Below are 23061 nucleotides of genomic sequence, written 5' to 3'. Positions count from 1 at the left end.
CAGCGGGTCGCCCCGCCCTAGCCTTCCGCCGGACAGACGCGGAAAGCCCTCATGCTAGACCCCGACCCCACCCCAATTACTGAAGGCACCTATGCCGTGCCTGCCGGCCACCTGGCCGTGGTCGTGCACCACCTGACCTGCACCACCCCGCTGCCGCCGCGCAAGAAGCCCAAGGGGCTGGTCCTGAGGCGCGAAAAGCGGATGTACCCGAACGTCTACCGCGAGCTCTTCCGGATGGTCGGGCGCGACTGGCTCTGGACCTCGCGGCTGATGATCGAAGACGATGCGCTGCTGAAGATCCTGCTCGATCCCGGCGTGGCGATCTTCACGCTTCACTCCGACGATGGACCGATGGGTATGGTCGAGCTCGACATCGGCGACCCTACCTACCCCGAGATCAGCTTCTTCGGCCTCGTCCCTGCCGCCATGGGTCAGGGCGTCGGCGGCTGGCTGATGTCGCATGTCCTGCAGACGCTGTTCGATGGCGGTGCCGAAAAGGTGCGGCTGAACACCTGCACGCTGGACAGCCCTCAGGCGCTGCGCTTCTACCTGCGGGTCGGGTTCAAGGCGGAACGGCGCGAGGTGCGGGTGTTTCCCGACCCGCGCGCCGTCGGTTTGCTGGACGAGGATGCGGCACCTTTCGTGCCGCGCCTGTGATCAATCGTCGAGGTCGACCTCGGGCAGGTCGGTCAGGGCATCCTGATCGAGGCGCGTGACGACCGAGACCTCGTCGTCATCCTCGGTCCGGATGAGGCGAATGTCATCGAGCGGGATGAGGACGGTCTTCTCGCCGATGCCGAGAAACCCGCCCACATCCGTCGTCAGACCCAGCATTTGTCCTTCGGCCGACAGGACGACGTCCTCGATCCGGCCGATCTCGTTCAGGTCGGCGACCATGGCTTCCAGCGGCGCGGTCTCGTCCCAGATCGCCTGATCGTAGCTGCCCTCGAGCGAGACGATCGACGCATCCTCGAGATCGTCGGCCACGACTACCTCCATCGGCGCAGGCGTGGCCTGTTCGGACGAGACGGCGCCAGCCTCTTGCGAAAGAGCCGGCCCGGCAAACGCGAGACTGGCGGCTGCGAGTAGGGATCTGCGAAACATGGTCCGGCCTTTCGAAATGAGGTCTTCAGGCGAGGAACCGCCAAGCGGCCGCCAAGGTTCCAACGCTGCCACCGGCACCAGTCGCAAGGCTTGCGGAGTCGCAACCGCGGGCAGCGGTCATGCCGCGCGCTCCTCCGGTTTCAGCACACGCGACCGGGAGTCGAGGGAACGATTGGCCGCGCGCCGCTTTTCCGTCCTGAGGATGCAAGGGGGCAAGAGGCCGGAATGAGGACGTTTTCTCACCGCTGGGGCGCGACCCGGAACGGCGACAGATGGCGTGTCGCGACCTGGGCCCCCAAGCAGGACGACCTGCTGTTGCGGGTCGGCACCGACGAACTGGCCATGTCCAAGGAGGCCGACGGTTGGCACGTGGCAGACGTCTCGGCCGACGACGGCACCGAATACGCCTTCATCGCCCAGGGCGAGACCTACCCCGACCCGGCCTCGCGCTGGCAGGCGGGCGACGTCCATGCGGCCTCGCGCCTTTGCGATCCAGCCTCCCTGCCCCGCGCCGACTGGCACGGCCGCCCGTGGGAAGAGGCTGTGGTGCTCGAGATCCACGTGGGCACCTTCACCGCAGACGGGACGCTCAGAGCCGCGGCCGAGCGGATGGAAGAGGTCGCCGCCCTTGGGATCACGGCGATCGAGTTGATGCCGCTCGCCCAGTTCGCCGGGGATCGCGGCTGGGGCTATGACGGGGTTCTGCCCAACGCGCTCCACCCCGCCTATGGCACGCCCGCAGACCTGGTGGCGTTCGTGGACGCGGCCCATGCCGCCGGGATCATGGTGCTGGTCGACGCGGTCTACAACCATTTCGGCCCCGATGGCGCCTATATCCACGCGCTCTGCCCCAGCTTCTTCGATGACGGGCGCCAGACGCCGTGGGGCGCCGCCATCGACTTCACCCGCCCCGAGGTGCGCGCCTTCTTCCTTCAGAACGCCGAGATGTGGATCGCGGAATACGGGGTGGACGGGCTGCGGCTGGACGCCGTCCACCAGATCGGCCAGCCGGACGAGACCGACTTCCTGCGCGAACTTGCCGACCATGTCGCGGGGCTGGACCTTGGCCGCCCGGTCCACCTCGTCGCCGAGGACGAGCGCAACCTTGCCTCTTACGTGGGTCACGGCGCGCTCAGGGCGCAATGGAACGACGACTACCACCACGCGGTCCACGTCCTGATGACGGGCGAGGACCAGAGCTACTACGCTCCGTTCTCGGACGATCCCTTCGGCGACATGCTGATCGCGCTGCGCGATGGACAGGTCGATCAGGGCCAGCCGCGGCCCCGCACAGACGAAACGCGGGGCGAGCCCTCCGACCATCTGCCGCCCCAGCGCTTCGTCAACTCGAACCAGACCCACGACCAGATCGGCAATCGTGCGGTCGGCGAGCGTCTGATCGCGCTGACCTCGCCCGAGGACATGCGCGTGATGCATGCGATGCTGTGCCTGTCGCCCTTCATCCCGATGCTGTTCCAGGGGGAAGAGATCGGGTCTCGCGCGCCGTTCCAGTTCTTCACCGATTTCCACGGAGACCTCGCCGGCGCCGTCCGCAAGGGGCGCCGCGACGAGTTCCCCGAATTCGCCGATGCCCGCGACGAGATCCCCGATCCGAACGCGCCCGAGACATTCGAGCGGTCGAAGCCCTATGCCTCGCCCCCGCCCGATGCCGACGAGTGGCGCGACTTGACGCGCCGTTGCCTGAAGCTGCGGGTCGACCGGGTGGTCCCGCTGCTCAAAAGCGGCTGGCAGCGCACCGAGGCCACGCGCGAGGGCGACCGAAGCCTGCGGGCGGCCTGGACCTTCGCGGCTGGGCGGCTGGAGATCACCTTCGCCGATGGCGAGCCCGCACCCGCTCTGTCGACCCCCGAAATCCTGACCATGGAAGGTCCCCGTGTCGCGCTGCACGTCGGGCTGGAGGGAAATTGAATGAACGATGTAGCCAGTTACCGCGTCCAGTTGCGCGACGGGATGGATTTCGCCGGGCTTGAACGGCGGCTCGACCAGATCGCAGCCCTTGGCGTCAGTCACCTCTACCTGTCGCCGATCCTGACCGCCGCGTCGGGCTCGACCCACGGCTATGACGTGACCGACCCGACCGAGATCGACGCCTCGCTCGGTGGTCTCGATGGGTTCGAGAAGCTCGCCGCCGCCGCTCGCGGGAAGGGCCTGAAGATCGTCCTGGACATCGTGCCGAACCACATGGCCTTCGGACTCGACACGCCGTGGTTCCGCGACGTGCTCCGCAAGGGGATGCGCAGTCCGCACGCGCCGAAATTCGACATCGACTGGTCGACGGGATATCTCGCCCTGCCCTGGCTCGAACGTCCCCTGGCGGAACTCGCCGAGACCGGCGAGGTCGAGATCGGCGAGGGCGTTCTCAAGGTCGCAGGCCTCGAAGTGCCGCTGTCGCCGGGGTCGGACGGCGAGGGCCGGATCGAGGATATCGAGGCGCTGCACGCGCGCCAGCACTGGCGTCTGATCCCCTGGCCGCTCGAGCGGGACAGCATCACCCACCGCCGCTTCTTCTCGGTCACCAGCCTGATCGGCGTCCGTGTCGAGGACCCGGAGGTATTCGAAGAGACGCACGCGCTGCTCTTCGACCTCGTGGATCGCGACCTCGTCCAGGGGCTTCGGGTCGATCACGTCGACGGGCTCGTCGATCCCGAAGGCTACCTTACGCAACTGGCCAACCGGGTCCCGAACATCGACATCTGGGTCGAGAAGATCCTCGTCATGGGCGAGACGCTGCCGGACTGGCAAGTCGCCGGCACCACGGGCTACGAGGCGGCGGCGGTGATCGCGCGCATCCTGACGAACCCCTCGGGGCTGGACGAAATCGACGCGCTGTGGCGCCGTGAAAGCGGGACCGAGGGCGGCTTCCACCCGATGGTCGAACAGGCCAAGCGCGAGGTCCTGGTGGACGAACTCGCCGCCGAACTGCGGCAGCTTCGGACCCTCGCGCAAGCCATCGCCGAGACCGAAGGCGAGCCCATCGGCCCCGAGACCCTGCGCGAGGCCATCACCGAACTGCTCGTCGCCTTTCCGCGCTACCGCAGCTACGTGCGCTCTGCCGCCTCGCAGTCCGATCGCACCATCTGGCGCGCCTGCGCCGACCGTGCGGCCGAGAATGTCCGCCACCGCGACACGATCGACTGGCTCGTCGATCGGATGCTTGCCTCCGACAGCGACGAGGCGTGCGCCTTCACGGTCCGGATGGAGCAAGTCACCGGGGCGCTTCTCGCCAAGGCGCACGAGGACACCGCAGGGTTCCGGTTCAATCGCTACCTCACCGCGAACGAGGTCGGCGCCGATCCCGACCGCCCGACGACCACCGCGGACGAGGTGAACGAGGCCCTTGCCGAACGGCTGAAGCACTGGCCCCGCGCCCTCACCCTGGGGTCGAGCCACGACACCAAGCGCAGCGCCGACGCCCGCGCCCGGATCGCCGCGCTCAGCCATGCGCCCGAGGCCCTTGCCGCGCTATGGGAGGACGCCGGGCGCTTGCCGGCCAGCGATGTGCTCGACGCCAATCGCCGCTTCTACGCGTTCCAGATCGCGCTGGCCATCGCCGGAGAGCCGGATGCAGGCGACCGCGCGGCGGCCCACATGGTGAAGGCCCTGCGCGAGGGGAAGGAAGTCAGCTACTGGACTGCCCCCAACGAAGAGCGCGAAGCCAACATGCAGGCCTGGGTCCGCGCCCTGCTCGCGCACTGGGACGCGCACCAGCCATCCGAACTGAAGCGCGTTCAGCGGATCGGCGAACACCTGTCGCTGGTCGAGATCGGCCTGCGCTGCCTGTGGCCGGGAATGCCGGATATCTACCAGGGCGAAGAGCGGCTGCTTCTGCAATTGACCGACCCCGACAACCGGCGCCTACCGGAGTGGGACGCCCTCGCCGCCGCCTCGGGCCAGAAGTCCGATCTTCTTCGCGCGGTGCTGTCGATCCGCCGGGCCCACCCCGACCTGTTCCGCGAAGGAACTGCCGAGTGGGAGGCCCCCGAAAAGGCGCGCCACCTGGTCCGCCGCGGCACAGGGGGCGAGGTCCGGCTGACGATCACCACGGACGCCCTGCCCGCCGAAGGCTTGCAGTGGTCCTCGCAGAGCGCCGAGTTGGGGCAGACACTCGGGCTCTACCTGCACTGAACGCATGCTAAGGTTGTGGCGGCCGGGTGGCCCGCGCCGCCCACCACCGGATCATTCGACCCGGACAGGGGGGATTCCCGCCGATCACGTTTGCACCTTGGCCGGAACCCAAGACCGCCGCCTCGGCTTTCCTCAGCATCGAGTGAACTTCTTTTGGCGGCTTCGAGGTTTGGGGTGAGTGTGATTGCGTACAGGAACGAGGCGAGACCGGCGGGGGCAGCAACCTGGCCCCGCGACGTGCTGCCCATCCTGCTTGCGGGCGGCAAGGGATCGCGCCTTCATGAACTGACCGAGATGATCTGCAAACCGGCCGTGCCCTTCCTCGGTTCGACCCGCATCGTCGATTTCACGATGGAGAACCTGCGCCTCGGGGGCGCCCCCGAGGTGCTGGTCGCCACGCAATACCGCCCCAACCTCCTGCACAATCACCTGAAGAACCGCTGGAACGACTCGGTTGCCGTTGGAATCCGCCACGCGCCCCAGATGACTGGACGGCCGGAAGGCTCGAAGGGCACGGCAGATGCCGTCCGGCTGATGATCGACGAGATCGACGCCGCCGCCCCGCGCGATGTCCTCATCCTCGCGGCCGACCACGTCTATCGCATGGACTACCGCGGGATGATCGACGCGCACCGCGCTCAGGGTGCCGCGGTCACCGTTGCCGCCGATTGTGTGCCCCGAGACGCGGCGAGCGCCTTCGGCATCCTCGAGACCGACTGCGCCGACCGGATCATCCGCTTTGTCGAGAAGCCGAGTAGTGCGCCGACGTGGTCAGGAAACCCGGCCGTGGCTCTGGCCAGCATGGGGCTCTACATCTTCCGGTGGGACGCGTTGCGCGCATTGCTGATGAACAATCCCGGCGCGCTCGATTTTGGGCACGACATCCTGCCGCAGGCGGTCTCGCGAGGCGAGGCCTACGCACATACACCGGGGGCGCAGACGCCGTTCTACTGGCGCGACGTCGGAACGCTCGACGCATTGCGCGCCGCGGCCCTGGATTTCATGTCGGACCGCCCGCCCTTCGATCTGCCCACCCCGCCGGGCGCCATCTCGCGCCTGGGTGTGGTGGATAGCATCGTCATGAAGGGCGCATTCGTCTCGGAAGGGGCTCTCGTGGCAAAAAGCATCGTCGCCCCGGGTGCTGCCGTCCCCTTTGCCATGGCCATCGGCGTGGACCCCAAGTCGGACGCCATGCGGTTCCGTCGCACGCCCGACGGCACGGTCCTCGTCACACCGGCAATGATCGCCGAGATGCAACCAATGGCGGACCTCCACGTTTCTGCCGGTAGGTGACCAAAGCGCCAAGGATGGCCGACACGTGACAACCCTTACATTTGACCGCAGCGCGGCGTCGAACTCGGCCATGGGCGCGCAGTTCGACGGCGACGGCACGAATTTTGCCCTTTTTTCGGACCATGCAGAGAGGGTCGAGCTGTGCCTCTTCGACGAGGCCGGGACCGAAACCCGTCTCGACCTGCCGCACATGGAGGGCGGGGTCTGGTACGGCTACCTCCCCGGCATCTACCCTGGCCAACGCTATGGTTACCGCGTGCATGGCCCCTACGCGCCGCAGGAAGGTCATCGGTTCAACCCCAACAAGCTGCTGATCGACCCCTATGCCCGCCAGCTTACCGGTGCCGTGGAATGGAACGACGCGGTGTTCGGCTACGACGTCTCGACCGGCGACGACCTGACCTTCGACGAGCGCGACAGCGCCCCCTACGTGCCGAAATGCTTCGTCACCGACCCGGCCTATGACTGGGATTTCGACCGGGCGCTCTTCACCCCCTGGCGCGAGACGGTGATCTACGAGGCGCATGTCCGCGGCCTGACGATGCTGCGCGACGACGTGCCCCAGGACATGCGCGGCACCTTCGCCGGCCTCGCCTCGGACCCGATGATCGAGCATCTGCACAAGATCGGCGTCACCGCGATCGAGCTTCTGCCCGTGCAGGCCTTCCTTCAGGACAACCACCTGATCGACAAGGGTCTGTCGAACTACTGGGGCTACAACACGCTCAACTTCTTCGCACCAGAACGCCGGTACTTGAAAACCGGCGAATGGGGCGAGATCAAGGAGGCGATCAATCGCTTCCACAAGGCCGGGATCGAGGTGATCCTCGACGTGGTTTACAACCACACCGCCGAGGGCTCCGAACTTGGCCCGACCCTGTCCTTCCGCGGCATCGACAACCTGTCCTACTACCTGCACGGCGACGATCCGCGCCATTGCTACGACACGACCGGCACCGGCAACACCGTCAACGTCGCGCATCCGATGGTGCTGCGCATGGTTCTCGATTCGCTGCGCCACTGGGTCGAGGAAATGCATGTAGACGGGTTCCGCTTCGACCTTGCCTCGACGCTCGGCCGCGAGGCCACGGGGTTCGAACGCGAGGGCTCGTTCTTCGCCGCGATCCGGCAGGACCCCGTGCTGTCGCGCGTCAAGCTCATCGCCGAGCCCTGGGATATCGGCGATGGCGGCTACCAGGTCGGCGGCTTCCCCTGGCCCTTCCGCGAGTGGAACGACAAGTTCCGCGACGACACGCGCGCCTTCTGGCGCCGCCAGGGCGGTCAGAAGGGCAAGCTGGCCGAGCGTCTCAGCGGCAGCCCGGTGCAGTTCGATCACTCGAACCGCCCCGCCACCTCCAGCGTCAACTTCGTCGCAGCCCATGACGGCTTCACGTTGTGGGACGTCGTGTCGTTCAACGACAAGCACAACATGGCAAATGGCGAGAACAACAACGACGGCCACAACAACAACCTCAGCGACAACATGGGCGTCGAGGGGCTGAGCGAAGACCCCGAGATCATCGCCCGCCGGATGCGGCGCGTCCGGGCGATGCTGTCGACGCTGATGCTGTCGCGCGGCGTTCCGATGATGCTGGCTGGCGACGAACTGGGCAACAGTCAGGACGGCAACAACAACGCCTATTGCCAGGACAACGAGATCGGCTGGACCCGCTGGGACAACGCCGAGCGCAGCGAGCTGATCGAGACGCTCGCCCGGCTCTCCGATCTGCGCAAGGTCCACCCGTTGCTGCAGGAAACTAATTTCGCCTGCGAAACCTCGGTGACGTGGCGCGGGCCGGACGGCTCGCAGATGACCGAGGCAACGTGGGGTGACGACGACGCGCCGCTGCTGATGGACATCGCCTCGGACGAGGATCGGCTGATCGTCATCATCAACGGTGGCGACGACGCGGTGGTCGACTTGCCGGACGGCGGCTGGACGATCGCCTTCGTGTCAGAGCCCGAGACGGCCACGCTCGACGGCGCGTCGCTGAAGGTCGGCTGGCAGACGGTGGTGGTGGTCAAGCTGGCCTGACCCCGGACGATCCGCAGGTATCGCGCAGAAAAAGGGGCCCCGCGCGGGGCCCCTAGTTTTGCTTGTCGAGCTCATTGGTTCACCGCCCGGTAATATTCTTGCCTGCGGCTCGACCAGCACCGGGGGCGAGCGCACCCGCCCCGGACCTCTTTATCCCAAGCGAGGGGCGGGCCATTCGACCCGCACCGAAACTCGTGTCAGCTACACCCCGACGTGCCGCCGCAGGTGTTGCACTTCATGCAGGTGCCGTTGCGGACCAGCGTGTAGTTGCCGCATTCGCCGCAAGGGTCGCCCTCGTAGCCCTGCATCTTGGCCTTCAGGCGCTCGTCGACCTGGGGCGCGGCCTCGGTCTGCGCCTCGTAGGTCTGGACCGCCACAGCCTCGGCGTGGGACAGCGAGACGGTCTGGGACCGGCCGCCCTGCATCACCACCAGCTCCTTCGGGGCACGGCCGCGCAGGTAGCCGGTCGAGGCGACCTGGCGCAGCACGTCGAGCGGCGATGAGCCGTCGGACCCCGAGATGTCCGAGAAATTGCGCTTGCCCTCTTCCTCGCCGCGGCCGAGGTCGTCGAAGGACTGCCCCTCGGGTTTGACATGGGCGAGGTCCGACCGGTCGAGGTAGCTGACCGCCAGTTCGCGGAAGATGTAGTCGAGGATCGAGGTCGCGTTCTTGATCGCCTCGTTGCCTTGCACCATGCCAGCCGGTTCGAAGCGGGTGAAGGTGAAGGCGTCCACGAACTCTTCCAGCGGCACGCCGTATTGCAGGCCCACCGAGACCGCGATGGCGAAGTTGTTCATCATCGCCCGGAAGCCCGCACCTTCCTTGTGCATGTCGATGAAGATCTCGCCGAGCTTGCCGTCGCGATATTCGCCGGTCCGCAGGTAGACCTTGTGACCGCCCACGATTGCCTTCTGGGTGTAGCCGCGACGCCGCTCGGGCATCTTCGCGCGGCCCTTGGCGACCTCCTTGTAGATGATCTTCTCGACGATCTTCTCGGCCAGCACCTGCGCCTTTTCTTGGTTCGTGCCGGTGGCAAGGGTCTCTTCGGCGTCCTCGTCATCCTCGATCAGCGCGGATGCCAGCGGCTGCGACAGCTTCGAGCCATCGCGGTAGAGTGCGTTGGCCTTGGTGCCGAGCGACCACGACAGCTCGTAGGCTTTCTGACAGTCGTCGACCGTGGCCGTGTTGGGCATGTTGATCGTCTTCGAGATCGCGCCCGAGATGAAGCTTTGCGCGGCGGCCATCATGTGGATGTGGCTGTCGACGCCAAGGTAGCGCTTGCCGATCTTGCCGCAGGCGTTGGCGCAGTCGAACACGCTGTAATGCGCAGGTTTCAGGTGCGGCGCGCCTTCCAGCGTCATGGTCCCGCAGACATGAAGGTTCGCCGCCTCGATCTCGGCCTTCTTGAAGCCGAGATGCTGGAGCAAGTTGAAGGTCGGGTCCGCCAGCTTGGCCGCCGGGATGCCCAGCGTCTTGGTCAGGAACTCTTCGCCCAAGGTCCACTGGTTGAACACGAAGCGGATGTCGAAGGCCGAGGCGAGCGACGCCTCGATCTTGTCGATCTCGGCTTGGCCAAAGCCGTGGCCGATCAGCGAGGTGTGGTTGATGCCGGGCGCATTGCCGAGCGAGCCGTGGCCGACCGCGTAGGAGACGATCTCTTCGATCTCGCTCGACCGGTAGCCGAGCTTTTCGAGTGCTGCGGGCACCGAGCGGTTGATGATCTTGAAATAACCGCCACCGGCGAGCTTCTTGAACTTCACCAGCGCGAAGTCGGGCTCGATCCCTGTCGTGTCGCAATCCATGACGAGGCCGATGGTGCCCGTCGGCGCGATGACCGAGACTTGGGCGTTGCGGTAGCCGTGGGCCTCGCCCAGGCGCAGCGCTTCGTCCCAGGATTGCCGCGCCAGCTCGACCAGGCAACCGTCCGGGCAGTTCGCAGCATCCAGCGGCACCGGCTTGACCGCCAGATCCTCGTAGCCGTCGATATCGCCCTGAGCCGCGCGGCGGTGGTTGCGGATGACCCGCAGCATGTGATCAGCATTGCGCTCGTAGCCGGGGAACGCGCCAAGCTCGCCCGCCATCTCGGCCGAGGTGGCATAGCTGACGCCGGTCATCAGCGCGGTCAGCGCACCGCAAAGCGCCCTGCCCTCGTCGCTGTCATAGCCGTAGCCCATGGTCATCAGCAGGCCGCCGATATTGGCGTAGCCGAGGCCCAGCGTGCGGAAGTCGTAGGAGCGTTGCGCGATCTCCTTCGAGGGGAACTGCGCCATCATCACGCTGATCTCGAGCGTAACAGTCCACAGCCGCGCGGCGTGCATGTAGTCATCCGCCCGGAACTTGCCGTCCTTGTAGAAGGTCAGCAGGTTCAGCGAGGCAAGGTTGCAGGCCGTGTCGTCGAGGAACATGTATTCCGAGCACGGGTTCGAGCCGCGGATCGGGCCGTCCTCGGGGCAGGTGTGCCAGGCGTTGACCGTATCGTGGAACTGGATGCCGGGATCGGCGCAGGCCCATGCGGCGTGGCCGATCTGCTCCCACAATTCGCGGGCCTTGAGGGTCTTGGCGGGCTTTCCGTCGGTGCGGCGGATCAGTTCCCAATCGGCATCGTCCTTGACGGCCTTGAGGAAGGCGTCGGTGACGCGGATCGAGTTGTTCGAGTTCTGCCCCGAGACCGAGCTGTAGGCTTCGCTGTCCCAGTCGGTGTCGTAGGTCGGGAACTCGATCGATGTGTAGCCCTGCCGAGCGTAATCCAGGATGCGCTTGATGTAGGTCTCGGGTATCGCGGATTTCTTGGCGGATTTCACCGCGGCCTTGAGGGCGGGGTTCGCGTTGGCGTCATAGCGCGCGTCGCCCTGGTCCTCGTTCTCGGCGATGGCGGTGAAGATGCCGTTCAGCTCGCGACTATGCAGCTTCGAACCAGCGACAAGGCTGGCGACCTTCTGCTCTTCGATGACCTTCCAGTTGATGAAGGCCTCGATATCGGGGTGGTCGGCATCGACGATCACCATCTTGGCGGCGCGCCGCGTGGTGCCGCCCGACTTGATGGCCCCCGCCGCGCGGTCACCGATTTTCAGGAAGCCCATCAGGCCGGACGATTTGCCGCCGCCCGACAGGGGCTCGCCCTCGCCGCGCAGGGACGAGAAGTTCGAGCCGGTGCCCGAGCCGTACTTGAACAGGCGCGCCTCGCGGACCCACAGGTCCATGATGCCGCCGTCGTTCACCAGGTCGTCAGACACTGACTGGATGAAGCAGGCGTGGGGCTGGGGATGCTCATAGGCGGTTTCGGATTTGGTCAGTTTGCCGGACTGCCAGTCGACATAGAAGTGGCCCTGGCTCGGGCCATCGATCCCGTAGGCCCAGTGCAGGCCGGTGTTGAACCATTGCGGCGAGTTCGGCGCTGCCTTCTGGGTGGCCAGCATGAAGCGCATCTCGTCGAAATAGGCGCGGGCGTCCTCTTCGGTGGTGAAGTAGCCGCCCTTCCAGCCCCAGTAGGTCCAGGCCCCGGCGAGGCGGTCGAACACCTGCTTGGCGCTCGTCTCGCCACCACGGGCGCAGTCGCCGTCGGGGGCCGAGCGCCACAGAAACTCGGGCACGCCTTTTTCGCGGACCGGCTTGAGCTTCTCGGGAATGCCGGCCTTGCGGAAGTACTTCTGGGCGATGACGTCCGAGGCGACCTGGCTCCAGGTGGACGGCACCTCGACGGCATCGTTGCGGAACACGACCGAGCCGTCCGGGTTGCGGATCTCGCTCACCGTGGTGGTGAACTCGAGCTCCGCATAGGCGTCCTGCCCGGCCTTGGTGAACTTGCGCTCGATCTTCATGTGTCCGTCCTTCTCGCCCTGCGCAGACCAGCCGCACCGCCCCGAAGCCCGTGGTCGGAGGCGCGTCAGTCTGTACCAAATATAGTGGTGTTACGTCTTCACGACACAAACTGACGCGCTCAGGGGGTCCGGTCAACGCAAATGTCCGACTTCTCCCCCACAAAAATTTCTTGACCATTCTACCGAGAGGCGAGCGATCGCGTGACCTCTCCGGAAGCCTCTGAAAAACTTGGCATCCGGTCGTCGAATCGCACTTCTCCACAGGGCGGGAGAACGGTGGACAACCGGCAACACCGCACCGGACAGCACACGCAATGGCGGCGCGACGCGCGGTCTTTACTAGATGTGGTGGAAATGGTCGGGGCGAGAGGATTCGAACCTCCGACCCTCTGCTCCCAAAGCAGATGCGCTACCAGGCTGCGCTACGCCCCGACGCGCTCTCCCTAAACCCGATCCGCGCGTTTTGAAAGCCGCGAAGATGCGGAAGCGGAATTCCTACTCGACGCCGCAGGGCCAGGCCGCAACATCTTGTGGCAGGTCGGGGTGGCGCAGCACGCTGCCCTCGTCGATCCCGAGCCGCTCGGCCATTCCGCCATTCACCTCGAGCACAGAGAGCACCGCGTCACCGCCCGGGATCGGGGTCTCGTCCTGCGGCGTCGCGTTCTCGTGGATATGGGTGACCGTCCCCGTCTCGTCCAGGAACAGCATGTCGAGTGGAATGAGCGTGTTGCGCATCCAGAACGAGGCTGGCTGCGGGCGTTCGTAGATGAAGAGCATGCCCTTCATCGCGGGCATCTCTTCCACGAACATCAGGCCCTTGGCGCGCTCTTGCGCGTCATCGGCCACGTCCACGGCGAACCGCGCGCTGCCCCATTCCCCCCTGAGCTCGACGGAATCCTCGGAACAGGCGGCAAATGCCGGCCCGCCCAGGGCGCAGACAAGAAGCGCTACTCGGCCGCTTCGTCCTGTTGCCAGTCGTATTCCTCGACCGAGGCGGTCAGACCACCCTCGTCGTTGATCGCGCTTTCCCATACACCAACCTGCGTTGCCAGCTTGCCCCTTGCGCCGTCCGCCACACGGATGGCGATCGCCTCGCCCGGCTGCAGATCCGCAAGAGAGGATCTGCGCAGGACTTCGATGTGAATGAACACATCATCCCCCAGGCCGAAGACGTTGGCAAACCCGAACCCCTTGGCGCGGTCGAACCACTTGATCCGCGCAGGCACGATGTCGCCGCCCTGAAGCGTCTCGTCGAAAGGCAGCGGGCTACGGCCCCCCTCTCCCTCGTCGGTCGGTTCGGGGGGGGCGATGGACAGGATCTCCTGCGCCTGGCTGCCACGCGGGGTCTCGACGACTCTCAACGAGATCCGGCTGCCATCGGCGACGCTGTTCTGCCCGAAGTTGCGCAGGACATTGGCGTGCAGCAAGATGTCCCGCTCCTGATCGGCGGCGACGACGAAGCCATAGCCCTTCGTGCTGTCGAACCACTTCACGACACCGGTGCACGTTCTGCCCGCTTCCTCGCTGTCAAAAGACATCTGCCCTCACATGACGGGCCAGACAGCCCGTGCTCATTTCTGCATTTCTCGGACCCGAAAAAGATCGCCCGACAATACGGGGTCCGGCCGATAGCCAGTTCCACCTACGAAATATTCCGTCAGGGAAAAAGTCTTTTTACATACCAAGGCTCGGACGGTGCATCCCTGCTCCACCGAAACCGTTCGTGCAGACGGCTCCTTCCGTCGGTCCAGAACTCCATCTCGAGCGGCGTCAGGCGAAATCCGCCCCAGAAGTCCGGCCGGGGCGGAGCGTCACCGAACCGCTCCCGCACCTCTTCGACCCGAGCGACCAAGGTCTCGCGCGCATCCAGCGGCCGGGACTGCTGCGACGCCCACGCTCCCAGTCGCGAACCGATATCGCGGGAGGCATAGTAGGCGTCGGCCTTTGGCCCATCTTCGCGCGTGACGTGGCCGCGAACCCGCACCTGCCGCCGAAGCGACTTCCAGTGGCAGACGAAGGCCGCCTGCGGGTGCGAGGACAGCTCCTTCCCCTTGGCGCTTTCGTAGTTCGTGTAGAACACGAAGCCGTCGTCCTCGATCTCCTTCAAGAGCACCACCCGCACGTTCGGCATTCCGTCCGCGTCCACCGTGGCGAGCGCGATGGCGTTGGGGTCGTTCGGCTCGGCCCCGGCGGCCTCGGCCATCCAGTCGCGGAACAGGCCGACGGGATCATCGGTCTCAGGAATGGTGACGCCATTGGACATCTTCGGGGAACCTCCGCTCTCTTGATGCGCCTGTTACAATCGCCTAAAGCCTCGGCCAACCGGACACCAGCGAGGCGACACGATGGCAGGACTAATGGCGGGCAAACGCGGCCTCATCATGGGGCTGGCGAACGACAAGTCCATTGCCTGGGGGATCGCCAAGGCGCTTGCCGATCAGGGCGCCGAATTGTGCTTCTCGTACCAGGGCGACGCGCTGATGAAGCGCGTGAAGCCCTTGGCGGAAAGCGTCGGGTCGGACTTCCTGGTCGAGTGCAACGTGGCCGACATGGACAGCCTCGACAGCCTCTTCGCCACGATCGGCAACCGCTGGGGCAAGCTCGACTTCGTCGTTCATGCCATCGGCTTCTCTGACAAGTCGGAACTGCGCGGCCGCTACGTCGACACCAGCCGCGAGAACTTCCGCATGAGCCTCGACATCTCGTGCTACTCCTTCACCGCCGTGATGCAGCGCGCCGAGAAGCTGATGACCGAGGGCGGATCGGCCCTGACGCTGACCTATTACGGCGCCGAGCGGGTGATGCCCCACTACAACGTGATGGGAGTCGCCAAGGCCGCGCTCGAGGCGTCGGTGCGCTACCTGGCCGAGGATCTGGGCCGCGACGGCATTCGCGTGAACGCGATCAGCGCCGGCACGATCAAGACGCTGGCGGCCAGTGGCATCGGCGACTTCCGCTACATCATGAAGTGGAACGAGTACAATTCGCCTCTCCGCCGGACGGTCACGCAGGACGAAGTGGGCAAGTCGGCGCTCTACCTGCTGTCCGACCTCGGCTCGGCCGTCACCGGCGAAGTGCTGCATGTCGATGCCGGATACCACGTCATCGGCATGAAGAACCCCGACGCGCCCGACATCACGAAGGACTGACGTGGAGCTCGCCCACCTCATCGCCTTCAACGCGACCCTCGCGGCCGCCATCCTCTCGCCCGGGCCGGCGCTGATCTATGCGCTGCGGGTGTCGATCGTCGAAGGCAGACGGGCGGGCATCCTGACCGGGATCGGGCTGGGCGTGGTGGCGGCGATGTGGACGGGGCTGGCGCTGCTGGGCCTCGACCGGGTCTTCGCCCTTGTCCCGTTTGCCTACGGCGCGCTGAAGATCGGCGGCGCGCTCTACCTTCTGTGGGTGGCCTGGACGACCTGGCGCGACGCCCGCGCCCCGTTGGCCGCCGCCCACCCCGTGCGGGCGGGCCGGGCGATCCTGCGTGGGGCGGCGATCAACCTGGCGAACCCGAAATCGGTGCTCTTCGCCGCCGCCGTCCTGATCGTCATCTTCCCCGCCGACCTGTCCCCCACTGCCATGGGGGCAATCGTGCTCAACCACCTTGCCATCGAGGTCGCGTTCTACACGATCCTCGCCACCGCCCTGTCCCGCCCCGCCGCGCGCGCGGCATATCTTGGCGCGAAGACGGCGCTCGACCGGTTCGCCGGCATCGTGCTTGCCACGCTCGGCCTCAAGCTGCTGTTCTCGCGGGCATGAGCGTCGTCGCGATCATAGGCGTCGCCTTGGCGCACCTGCTGGCGGCGATATCGCCCGGTCCTTCCTTCGTGCTGTCCATCCGCACAGCCGCCACCGAAGGCTTCCGGCCGGCAGCCGGGCTGGCGCTCGGCTTCGGGATCGGTGCCGCGCTTTGGGCCTTCGCCGCCCTTGCCGGACTGGCGCTGCTGTTCGAGGTCCTGCCGCCGCTGTTCCTCGTGCTGAAGATCGGCGGGGGGCTGTTCCTCTTGTGGCTGGCCTTCAAGATGTGGCGCCATGCGGACGAGCCCATGCCGCAGGTCGCCCCCGACGTGCCACCGCGGGGGACGCTTTCGGCCATTCGGCTGGGGGTGGTAACGCAACTCGCGAACCCCAAGCCCGCCATCTTCTTCGGCGCCGTCTTCGTCGGCCTCGTCCCGCCCGACGCGGGTTGGGACGTCAAGGCGCTGATCCTGTTCAACATCCTCTGGGTCGAGACGCTCTGGTATCTCTTCACCGCCCGCGTGTTCTCGCTGTCCCGGCCGCGAGCGATCTATGGGCACGCGAAGTCGTGGCTCGACCGGGGGATGGGCACCATACTGGGCGCACTCGGCGTGAAAGTCGCGCTCGGCTGACATCAAGGAGACCGCTATGACCGACCGCCTCCCCCACGAAAAAGGCTTCCACGTCAGCTGGGACCAGCTTCACCGCGATGCTCGCGCCCTTGCCTGGCGCCTCGACGGGGTCGGCCCCGAGGGTGAGGCCGGCGAGCGCGGCGGCGGCTGGCGCGCCGTGGTCGCCATCACCCGCGGCGGCATGGCCCCCGCGATGATCGTCGCGCGCGAGCTGGATATCCGCATCGTCGATACGATCAGCGTCAAAAGCTACGAGCACCAGTCGCAGGCCGAAGCCCGCGTGCTGAAAAGCCCAGACGTCGAGCTGATGGGCGACGGTAAGGGCGTGCTGATCGTGGACGACCTGGTGGACTCGGGCCGGACGCTGGAAGTCGTCCGCGCCGCTTTCCCGAAGGCCCATTTCGCCACGGTCTACGCCAAGCCGAAGGGCCGGCCACAGGTCGATACCTACGTCACGGAAGTCAGCCAGGACACGTGGATCTTCTTCCCGTGGGACATGGGGCTGCAATACGTGCCACCCTATCGCGGCACCGACTGAGCCGGACATGAAAACGGCGCGCCACCAAGGCGCGCCGTCTCGCTTCCTCAGGCGGTGTCGAGCTCGTGCTTCAGCACCTTCTCGATATCGTCGAGGTTGTGGTTCGTCAGGGTCTTCGGGACCTCGGCGATCACCTTCTGCTCGACTTCCTTGTGGATCTTGTTGCGCAGTTCGCCGAGCACTCCGGGCGCCGCGACCAGAACGATGTCCTTGAACGCCCCCTTGTGGGCCTTCTTGTAGAGCATCTCCGCCAAGTCATCCGCGAAACGGTCCTTGGCAAGCTGGTGCCAGTCCGTGTCTTCGACAGCCGAACGATGGACGCTGGGGCCGTCGTTGAAGCGGCCCCGCCGGTTTGCGGACTGCTCGCGATCGGGCGGGTTCTCCTGCTCTTCCTTCGACAGGACGGTAAGATACGGGTTCTCGTGGTCCGTCTGGTTCTCGAGAACCAGCGCCTTCTCGCCATCCGCGATCAACACCCAGGTTCCTTTGGACAGTTTCGCGCCCATCTCAGCTCCCCTTTCCGTCGTCGTCTTCGCCGGTGCCGTGCAGCCCCCCCAGGTTGCCGTCGCCCTCTTCGTCGGACTTGGTGACCCGGGTCGTGCCCTCGCCGTGTTCGGCTTGGCGACCTTCATCACGGGTCCCGACGTTCCGCTCGAGGTTGCCGTCCGAGCGACCACCTTGGCTCGGCGTCTCGACAGCGTCATCCACGAACTTCTCGGTGTCGCTCGAGCCGTCCTTCGATCTCTTTCTCTCGGCCATCGTCAGCCTCCTTCTCGTAAGGTGTCCAGAAGGAAACCCGTGGGGTCGAGGCTGAGTTCCTCAGACTGACCGCGCGCGGTCGATCAGCCACGCCAGCGCCGCCGGCTCGCCCACGCGGGCCTTCGTGCCACCGACCTTGATGATCAGAGGCGCGGCGTCTTCGACGCGGTCCCACAGCCATTGCGCCGCCGCCTCGCTCGACGCGGCATCAGCCAGCACCAGCGAGCCCACCAACCGGAACCCCGCGCTGTCGTCCAACGCCGCCTCGGCCGAGATCGGCTGAAACGCCATGCCCTGCGGCATCCGCATCGGCGCGCGCAGCAGCGCCAGCACCTCGGCGTCTAGCGGCTCCATTTCGATGACCATCCGTTCCTCCATCATCCGACGCAAAAGGCCGGCCCCGAAGGACCGGCCAGTTGCGATGTAAATTCCGAAGCCGGGTCACATGCGCGACGCGACATCTTCCCAATTGGCGAGCTTCTCGAGGAAGTTCGACAGGTAGGCCGGACGCTTGTTGCGGAAGTCGATGTAGTAGGAATGCTCCCACACGTCGCAGCCCAGCAGCGCCGTCTGGTTGAAGCAGACCGGGTTCACGCCGTTCTCGGTCGAGGTGACCTTCAGCGAACCATCGGTATCCTTCACGAGCCACACCCAGCCCGAGCCGAACTGACCGCCGCCCTTGGTCGAGAACTCTTCCTTGAACTTGTCGACCGAGCCGAAGCTGTCGGTCAGAGCGCTCTCGACCTCGGACGGCATCTTGCTTTCGCCCGGCGTCATCCAGTTCCAGAACTGGTTGTGGTTCCAGTATTGCGACGCGTTGTTGAACAGGCCCGACTGCGCCACGGCGCCCTTGTCGTAGGTGCCCTTGATGATCTCCTTGATGGATTTGCCTTCCCACTCGGAGCCGGAGACCATGTCGGCCGTCTTGTCGGCGTAGGCCTTGTGGTGAATGTCGTGATGGTATTCCAGCGTCTCGCGGCTCATGCCCTTGTCGGCAAGCGCGTCGTGGGAATACGGCAGATCTGGCAGTTCGAAAGCCATGTGAGGCCCTCCGTCATTGGAAATTTCGGGCGGCGATCCGCGGGTCGGACCGCTCGCTGATGCGTGATCTAGAGCGCCCGACGCGCCGGGAAACCCTCAGAACGCGCCGACTTCCCCGCCTTTTCGTGCACTGACGGAAAGCACGTCGAACACGTAGGTCGCGACCGAGCGAAAGCACAGGACATGGGCGGTTTCGTCGTTCGATAGCCAGATGGCCGCGGCCACCTGCGCAAGGCGCGTGCGCCTCACCGTGCCGGGCTTCAGCGTTTCCATATCCACCGGCGTCACCTTGGCCAGGACCTCGCGAACTGCCGCCCCTTCGACGCGGATTTCGGTGCGCATGGCGCTGACGTCCAACGCCAGGTGATGATGATCCCGCAGGTCGTCCTGAACGTCGGCCAGCAGCTCAGGAATGGCGTCCGTCAACACGCGGAGCAACAGCTCGTCCGGCGCCATCCAGAGGGCTTCGCCGCGATCCCCGGTGGACAGCCCCAGAGGCTGCGGGATGGTCGCCCCGGTGGCCCGATGCACGGCATGCGCAACCGCATCCTCGGCCAGATCGGCCCGCAACTGGATCATCCCGGCCGGTTGCGCCTCGAACACCGAAACATAGCCGTCAAACCGTGCACCCTGCAGCGCACTTTGAAGGTCAGACATCCTGCTTGGCCCCTTCCTTGTCATAGAAGACCGGGTCGCAAATTCGGGCCTTGTGGACCGTGCTGTCGGTGCCGGGGAAGTCGAGAACCTCACCCATCCGGTCCGGTCCGTTCAGCACCAACCCCATCGCGATCCCGTGGCCAAGCGTCGGGGAATGGTAGGTCGAGGTCACGCGGCCCTGGGTGTTGCGCTGCCCATTCTCGTTGGTGCCCTCGGCGACCGCATAGGCCCCGTCCGGCAGGACGCTGCCGTCCAGAGTCTGAAGTCCCACCAGCTTCCAGCGCTTCGGGTCGGTCATGTGAACCCGCTCCTGCGCGCGCTTGCCGATGTAGTCGTCCTTCCTCTTCGAGATCGCCCAGCCGAGCCCCAGATCCTGCGGGATCACGGTGCCGTCGCTTTCGTCCCCGATCATGATGAAGCCCTTTTCCGCGCGGAGGACGTGCAAGGCCTCGGTCCCGTAAGGCATTACTCCGAACTCTTCACCTGCGCTCAGAAGTTTGTCCCACAGTGCCTTGCCATGGTTGGCAGAAACCGCGATCTCGTAACTCAGCTCGCCCGAGAACGAGATGCGGAAGACTCGCGCCGGAAGCCCGGCGATCTCGCCCTCGGCCCAGGCCATGAAGGGCAGCGCATCCCTTGAAAGGTCCATTCCTCCCAGCTTTTCCAGCACCTTGCGGGCATTTGGCCCCACGACGGCGATCTGCGCCCATTGCTCGGTGATGTTGGCGACATAGACCTGCATGTCCCACCATTCGGTCTGCAGCCATTCCTCCATATGCGCGTGGATGCGGTCCGCCCCGCCGCTGGTCGTGTGGCACAGGAAGGTGTCCTCGGTCAGGCGGGCAACCACGCCGTCATCCATCAGGAAGCCGTTTTCCGAGCACATGAGCCCGTAGCGACAGCGGCCGACCTTCAGGGTACTCATCATGTTCGTGTAGAGCAGATCGAGGAACCGACCCGCATCCGGGCCCTTCACTACGATCTTTCCCAGCGTGGAAGCATCCAGCAATCCAAGGGTTTGCCTTGCGTTCTTCACCTCGCGCATCACCGCCGCGTGGGGATCTTCGCCGGCCCGCGGATAGCAGAAGGGGCGCCGCCAGTGGCCGACCGGTTCCCACCGGGTGCCGCGCGCTTCGTGCCAGTCGTGCAGCGGCGTTCGACGGAGGGGCTGGAAGATGTCGCCGCGGGCCGCTCCCGCGATCGATCCCATCGATATCGGGACGTAGGGAGGCCGGAAGGTGGTGGTCCCGACCTGCGGGATCGAGTTGCCGACTTGTGCCGAAAGCACAGCCAGTCCGTTGATGTTGCTGAGCTTACCCTGATCCGTCGCCATGCCGAGCGTCGTGTAGCGCTTTGCATGCTCCACGCTGACGAAGCCTTCGCGTGCCGCGAGCTGCACGTCAGTGACCTTCACGTCGTTCTGGTAGTCGAGGAACATCTTCGCCCGCAGATCCGGGCCAGCACCCTCCGGCATCACCCAGACGGGCCGCGTCGGCTGTTCCGTGAGGGAGCCCTTGGAGTCCTGTCGAAGACCGGCACGGGAAAGCGTCAGATCCCCCGCAGCCGCCCCCACCGCCGAGACCATGCCCATCCCGTCAGCGCCAAGCGGCGGACGGTCGGGATCGGGGTAGAAGAAGCCTTGCGCGTCATCCCACAGAAGCTTGCCGCCGCAATGGGACCACAGGTGCGGAACCGGCGACCAGCCGCCCGACATGGCGATCGCGTCGCAGCGGACCAGCCGACCGCCCGAGCCGTTCCCGGCGATGTCGACCACCCGGACGCCTGTAACCTCCTTGCCGCCTTCGGCAGTGATGCCGGACGCGGTCGCTATCTCGACGCCGCGGTCCCGGACCTGCCGGGCCAGTTCGCCAGCAGCCTCGTGGCGGGCGTCGACGACAAGCGGGACCGTCACGCCGGCGTCGAGAAGCGCCAGCGCGGTGCGGTAGGCGTCGTCATTGTTCGTGACGATGATCACCCGGCGGCCGGGCGTCACCGCGTAGTCGCTGACATAGTCGCGCACGGCCGAGGCGAGCATGACCCCCGGTATGTCGTTGCCGGCGAACGGCAACGGACGCTCGATCGCGCCGGTGGCGGTGATGATGTGGCCGGCTCGGATGCGCCAGAGGCGGTGACGGGGGGCGTCGGCGCCGGGGCGATCCTCGGCCACCCACTCGTAGGCCGTCAGGTAGCCATGGTCGTAGACGCCCGAGCCCTGCAGGTTCAGGCGCAGGGTGACGTTCTCCATCCCCTCGAGCTCGGCGATGCGTGCGGCGGTCCAGTCGGCGGGCGCCTCGCCTTCCATCATGGTGCCGTCCGTGATGCTGCGCCCGCCCCAGAGCGTGTCCTGCTCCAACAACAGGACACGCTTGCCCTCGCGCGCCGCCTTCAGCGCGGCGGCGATCCCCGCGACACCGCCACCGACGACGGCCAGGTCGCAATGGGCATAGAAGTGCTCGTAGCGGTCCGCGTCCGGCCCTTCGGGCGGGCGGCCGAGGCCGGCGGAGCGACGGATGATGGGCTCGTAGACTTTCTCCCAGAAGGCGGCGGGCCAGGTGAAGGTCTTGTAGTAGAACCCGGCGGGCAGAAAGCGCGAGAGCCGCGAGTTGATCGCGCCGATGTCGTGATCGAGCGTCGGCCAGCGGTTCTGCGAGGTGGCGCGCAGTCCTTCGTGGAGGCGCGTGGTGGTGGCGCGCTGGTTGGGCTCGAACCGGGATCCGGTGCCGGTGCCGACGAGGGCGTTCGGCTCTTCGTGGCCGGCGGTGACGGGGCCGCGGGGGCGGTGGTACTTGAATGACCGACCCATCAGGGTGCGACCGCCCGCCATCAGCGCCGAGGCGATCGTGTCGCCATGCAGCCCCTCGTGCGGCTTGCCGTCGAAGGTGAAGTTCAGGCGGCGGCCGCGCACGATGCGGCGGCCAGGGGTCGTCAGGCGATAGCTGGTCATGCGCGCTGTCCTTCGTCGCCCAGATCGCGCCAGCGCCAACCGGGTTGGGCGGCCGAAATCCGGTCGAGGATCTCCTGCGGGGGCCTCTGGGTCTGCGCGGGATAGGTGCCGAAGACCTGCATGGTGACCGTGTGGCGGGCGGCGTGGAACCACTTGCCGCAGCCCATGGCGTGGCGCCACCGCTCGAATTGGGGACCCTTTGGGTTCTCGCGCATGAAGAGGTAGCTTTCGAAATCGGTGTCGTCCGAGCCCGGTCCGTGGCGCGTCAGGTGCGCCTCGCCGCCGGGGGAAAGCTCGGTCTCGTCGGCATCGACGCCGCAATAGGGGCAGTGGAGGATCAGCATGGAAACCCCTTG

The 23061-nt window shown here is 66.1% G+C and carries 21 protein-coding genes and 1 tRNA gene; 9 read left to right on the top strand and 13 right to left on the bottom strand.

What is annotated here, in order from left to right; all coding sequences use genetic code 11:
• The first annotated feature begins 51 nt into the window (after positions 1 to 51).
• Positions 52 to 657 (top strand): GNAT family N-acetyltransferase, encoded by a 606-nt coding sequence (locus PAM7066_RS14880; RefSeq protein WP_085855023.1) that lies wholly within the window; start codon positions 52 to 54, stop codon positions 655 to 657.
• Here the strand turns inward: PAM7066_RS14880 and PAM7066_RS14875 are convergent, their stop codons facing one another.
• Positions 658 to 987 carry a PRC-barrel domain-containing protein gene (locus tag PAM7066_RS14875; protein ID WP_176237573.1) on the bottom strand — a complete coding sequence of 110 codons (330 nt, stop codon included), beginning with the start codon at positions 985 to 987 and terminating at the stop codon, positions 658 to 660. It lies immediately after the preceding gene.
• 342 nt (positions 988 to 1329) lie between these two features.
• Here PAM7066_RS14875 and treZ point away from each other — a divergent pair, with 342 nt between their 5' ends.
• The 4 genes from treZ (at position 1330) to glgX (ending at position 8578) form a co-directional block, all read left to right on the top strand.
• Complete coding sequence (treZ, locus tag PAM7066_RS14870) at positions 1330 to 3033, top strand: malto-oligosyltrehalose trehalohydrolase (RefSeq protein WP_085855021.1); 1704 nt, start codon at positions 1330 to 1332, stop codon at positions 3031 to 3033.
• Positions 3034 to 5250, top strand: a complete 2217-nt coding sequence (gene treY / locus PAM7066_RS14865; RefSeq protein ID WP_085855020.1) for a malto-oligosyltrehalose synthase — start codon at positions 3034 to 3036, stop codon at positions 5248 to 5250. It begins immediately after the preceding gene.
• Between the two features lie 174 nt (positions 5251 to 5424).
• Positions 5425 to 6543, top strand: a complete 1119-nt coding sequence (locus PAM7066_RS14860; RefSeq protein WP_175484683.1) for a sugar phosphate nucleotidyltransferase — start codon at positions 5425 to 5427, stop codon at positions 6541 to 6543.
• A gap of 70 nt (positions 6544 to 6613) precedes the next feature.
• Positions 6614 to 8578: a glycogen debranching protein GlgX gene (gene glgX / locus PAM7066_RS14855; protein ID WP_085855018.1), complete on the top strand. Its 1965-nt coding sequence runs from the start codon at positions 6614 to 6616 to the stop codon at positions 8576 to 8578.
• Between the two features lie 197 nt (positions 8579 to 8775).
• Here the strand turns inward: glgX and PAM7066_RS14850 are convergent, their stop codons facing one another.
• The 5 genes from PAM7066_RS14850 to pdxH form a co-directional block, all read right to left on the bottom strand.
• Positions 8776 to 12396 carry a vitamin B12-dependent ribonucleotide reductase gene (locus PAM7066_RS14850; protein WP_085855017.1) on the bottom strand — a complete coding sequence of 1207 codons (3621 nt, stop codon included), beginning with the start codon at positions 12394 to 12396 and terminating at the stop codon, positions 8776 to 8778.
• Positions 12397 to 12751: 355 nt separating this feature from the next.
• A tRNA-Pro gene (locus PAM7066_RS14845) sits at positions 12752 to 12828 on the bottom strand.
• Positions 12829 to 12891: 63 nt separating this feature from the next.
• Positions 12892 to 13428, bottom strand: a complete 537-nt coding sequence (locus PAM7066_RS14840; RefSeq protein WP_085855068.1) for a DUF192 domain-containing protein — start codon at positions 13426 to 13428, stop codon at positions 12892 to 12894.
• Entirely contained in the window at positions 13344 to 13934 is a 591-nt protein-coding gene (locus PAM7066_RS14835; protein ID WP_085855016.1) for a cold-shock protein, read from the bottom strand. The genes PAM7066_RS14840 and PAM7066_RS14835 overlap by 85 nt, the downstream gene beginning before the upstream one ends.
• 119 nt (positions 13935 to 14053) lie before the next feature.
• Positions 14054 to 14659, bottom strand: coding sequence for a pyridoxamine 5'-phosphate oxidase (gene pdxH / locus PAM7066_RS14830; RefSeq protein WP_085855015.1), 606 nt, complete (start codon positions 14657 to 14659; stop codon positions 14054 to 14056).
• 82 nt (positions 14660 to 14741) lie between these two features.
• Here pdxH and fabI point away from each other — a divergent pair, with 82 nt between their 5' ends.
• Genes fabI through gpt form a run of 4 tightly spaced genes read left to right on the top strand, consistent with a single transcriptional unit; the run spans position 14742 to position 17304 of the window.
• Entirely contained in the window at positions 14742 to 15545 is an 804-nt protein-coding gene (fabI, locus tag PAM7066_RS14825) for an enoyl-ACP reductase FabI (RefSeq protein ID WP_085855014.1), read from the top strand.
• A gap of 1 nt (position 15546) precedes the next feature.
• Positions 15547 to 16155 carry a LysE family translocator gene (locus tag PAM7066_RS14820; protein ID WP_085855013.1) on the top strand — a complete coding sequence of 203 codons (609 nt, stop codon included), beginning with the start codon at positions 15547 to 15549 and terminating at the stop codon, positions 16153 to 16155.
• Complete coding sequence (locus PAM7066_RS14815) at positions 16152 to 16766, top strand: LysE family translocator (RefSeq protein ID WP_085855012.1); 615 nt, start codon at positions 16152 to 16154, stop codon at positions 16764 to 16766. The genes PAM7066_RS14820 and PAM7066_RS14815 overlap by 4 nt, the downstream gene beginning before the upstream one ends.
• Before the next feature lie 16 nt (positions 16767 to 16782).
• Positions 16783 to 17304, top strand: a complete 522-nt coding sequence (gpt, locus tag PAM7066_RS14810) for a xanthine phosphoribosyltransferase (RefSeq protein WP_085855011.1) — start codon at positions 16783 to 16785, stop codon at positions 17302 to 17304.
• A 47-nt stretch (positions 17305 to 17351) separates the two neighbouring features.
• Here gpt and PAM7066_RS14805 read toward each other — a convergent pair whose 3' ends face one another.
• The 7 genes from PAM7066_RS14805 to PAM7066_RS14775 form a co-directional block, all read right to left on the bottom strand.
• Positions 17352 to 17810: a host attachment family protein gene (locus tag PAM7066_RS14805; RefSeq protein WP_085855010.1), complete on the bottom strand. Its 459-nt coding sequence runs from the start codon at positions 17808 to 17810 to the stop codon at positions 17352 to 17354.
• A 1-nt stretch (position 17811) separates the two neighbouring features.
• Positions 17812 to 18063, bottom strand: coding sequence for a hypothetical protein (locus PAM7066_RS14800; protein ID WP_085855009.1), 252 nt, complete (start codon positions 18061 to 18063; stop codon positions 17812 to 17814).
• Between the two features lie 60 nt (positions 18064 to 18123).
• Positions 18124 to 18429, bottom strand: coding sequence for a hypothetical protein (locus PAM7066_RS14795; RefSeq protein WP_085855008.1), 306 nt, complete (start codon positions 18427 to 18429; stop codon positions 18124 to 18126).
• 75 nt (positions 18430 to 18504) lie between these two features.
• The gene (locus PAM7066_RS14790) at positions 18505 to 19104 is read right to left on the bottom strand and encodes a superoxide dismutase (RefSeq protein WP_085855007.1); all 600 of its coding nucleotides are present in this window, start codon (positions 19102 to 19104) and stop codon (positions 18505 to 18507) included.
• 96 nt (positions 19105 to 19200) lie between these two features.
• Entirely contained in the window at positions 19201 to 19761 is a 561-nt protein-coding gene (locus tag PAM7066_RS14785; protein ID WP_090929465.1) for a sarcosine oxidase subunit gamma, read from the bottom strand.
• A complete protein-coding gene (locus PAM7066_RS14780; protein ID WP_085855005.1) occupies positions 19754 to 22705 on the bottom strand; it encodes a sarcosine oxidase subunit alpha family protein in 2952 nt (983 codons plus the stop codon). The genes PAM7066_RS14785 and PAM7066_RS14780 overlap by 8 nt, the downstream gene beginning before the upstream one ends.
• Complete coding sequence (locus PAM7066_RS14775) at positions 22702 to 23049, bottom strand: sarcosine oxidase subunit delta (protein ID WP_085855004.1); 348 nt, start codon at positions 23047 to 23049, stop codon at positions 22702 to 22704. Before PAM7066_RS14775 ends, PAM7066_RS14780 begins: the two co-directional genes overlap by 4 nt.
• Between the last annotated feature and the right edge of the window lie 12 nt (positions 23050 to 23061).

Source organism: Palleronia marisminoris, from assembly GCF_900172315.1.
GTDB lineage: Bacteria > Pseudomonadota > Alphaproteobacteria > Rhodobacterales > Rhodobacteraceae > Palleronia > Palleronia marisminoris.
Note: the sequence above shows the minus strand (reverse complement) of the source record. Positions and strands in the feature narration are given on the sequence as shown.

What these genes read in the sequence shown, in the direction of transcription:
- PAM7066_RS14880 (WP_085855023.1), top strand. Translation starts at nt 52, where the DNA reads ATGCTAGACCCCGACCCCACCCCAATTACTGAAGGCACCTATGCCGTG.
- treZ (WP_085855021.1), top strand. Translation starts at nt 1,330, where the DNA reads ATGAGGACGTTTTCTCACCGCTGGGGCGCGACCCGGAACGGCGACAGA.
- treY (WP_085855020.1), top strand. Translation starts at nt 3,034, where the DNA reads ATGAACGATGTAGCCAGTTACCGCGTCCAGTTGCGCGACGGGATGGAT.
- glgX (WP_085855018.1), top strand. Translation starts at nt 6,614, where the DNA reads ATGGGCGCGCAGTTCGACGGCGACGGCACGAATTTTGCCCTTTTTTCG.
- PAM7066_RS14850 (WP_085855017.1), bottom strand. Translation starts at nt 12,396, where the DNA reads ATGAAGATCGAGCGCAAGTTCACCAAGGCCGGGCAGGACGCCTATGCG.
- PAM7066_RS14840 (WP_085855068.1), bottom strand. Translation starts at nt 13,428, where the DNA reads ATGGGAAAGCGCGATCAACGACGAGGGTGGTCTGACCGCCTCGGTCGA.
- PAM7066_RS14835 (WP_085855016.1), bottom strand. Translation starts at nt 13,934, where the DNA reads ATGTCTTTTGACAGCGAGGAAGCGGGCAGAACGTGCACCGGTGTCGTG.
- pdxH (WP_085855015.1), bottom strand. Translation starts at nt 14,659, where the DNA reads ATGTCCAATGGCGTCACCATTCCTGAGACCGATGATCCCGTCGGCCTG.
- fabI (WP_085855014.1), top strand. Translation starts at nt 14,742, where the DNA reads ATGGCAGGACTAATGGCGGGCAAACGCGGCCTCATCATGGGGCTGGCG.
- PAM7066_RS14815 (WP_085855012.1), top strand. Translation starts at nt 16,152, where the DNA reads ATGAGCGTCGTCGCGATCATAGGCGTCGCCTTGGCGCACCTGCTGGCG.
- gpt (WP_085855011.1), top strand. Translation starts at nt 16,783, where the DNA reads ATGACCGACCGCCTCCCCCACGAAAAAGGCTTCCACGTCAGCTGGGAC.
- PAM7066_RS14805 (WP_085855010.1), bottom strand. Translation starts at nt 17,810, where the DNA reads ATGGGCGCGAAACTGTCCAAAGGAACCTGGGTGTTGATCGCGGATGGC.
- PAM7066_RS14800 (WP_085855009.1), bottom strand. Translation starts at nt 18,063, where the DNA reads ATGGCCGAGAGAAAGAGATCGAAGGACGGCTCGAGCGACACCGAGAAG.
- PAM7066_RS14795 (WP_085855008.1), bottom strand. Translation starts at nt 18,429, where the DNA reads ATGGTCATCGAAATGGAGCCGCTAGACGCCGAGGTGCTGGCGCTGCTG.
- PAM7066_RS14790 (WP_085855007.1), bottom strand. Translation starts at nt 19,104, where the DNA reads ATGGCTTTCGAACTGCCAGATCTGCCGTATTCCCACGACGCGCTTGCC.
- PAM7066_RS14785 (WP_090929465.1), bottom strand. Translation starts at nt 19,761, where the DNA reads ATGTCTGACCTTCAAAGTGCGCTGCAGGGTGCACGGTTTGACGGCTAT.
- PAM7066_RS14780 (WP_085855005.1), bottom strand. Translation starts at nt 22,705, where the DNA reads ATGACCAGCTATCGCCTGACGACCCCTGGCCGCCGCATCGTGCGCGGC.
- PAM7066_RS14775 (WP_085855004.1), bottom strand. Translation starts at nt 23,049, where the DNA reads ATGCTGATCCTCCACTGCCCCTATTGCGGCGTCGATGCCGACGAGACC.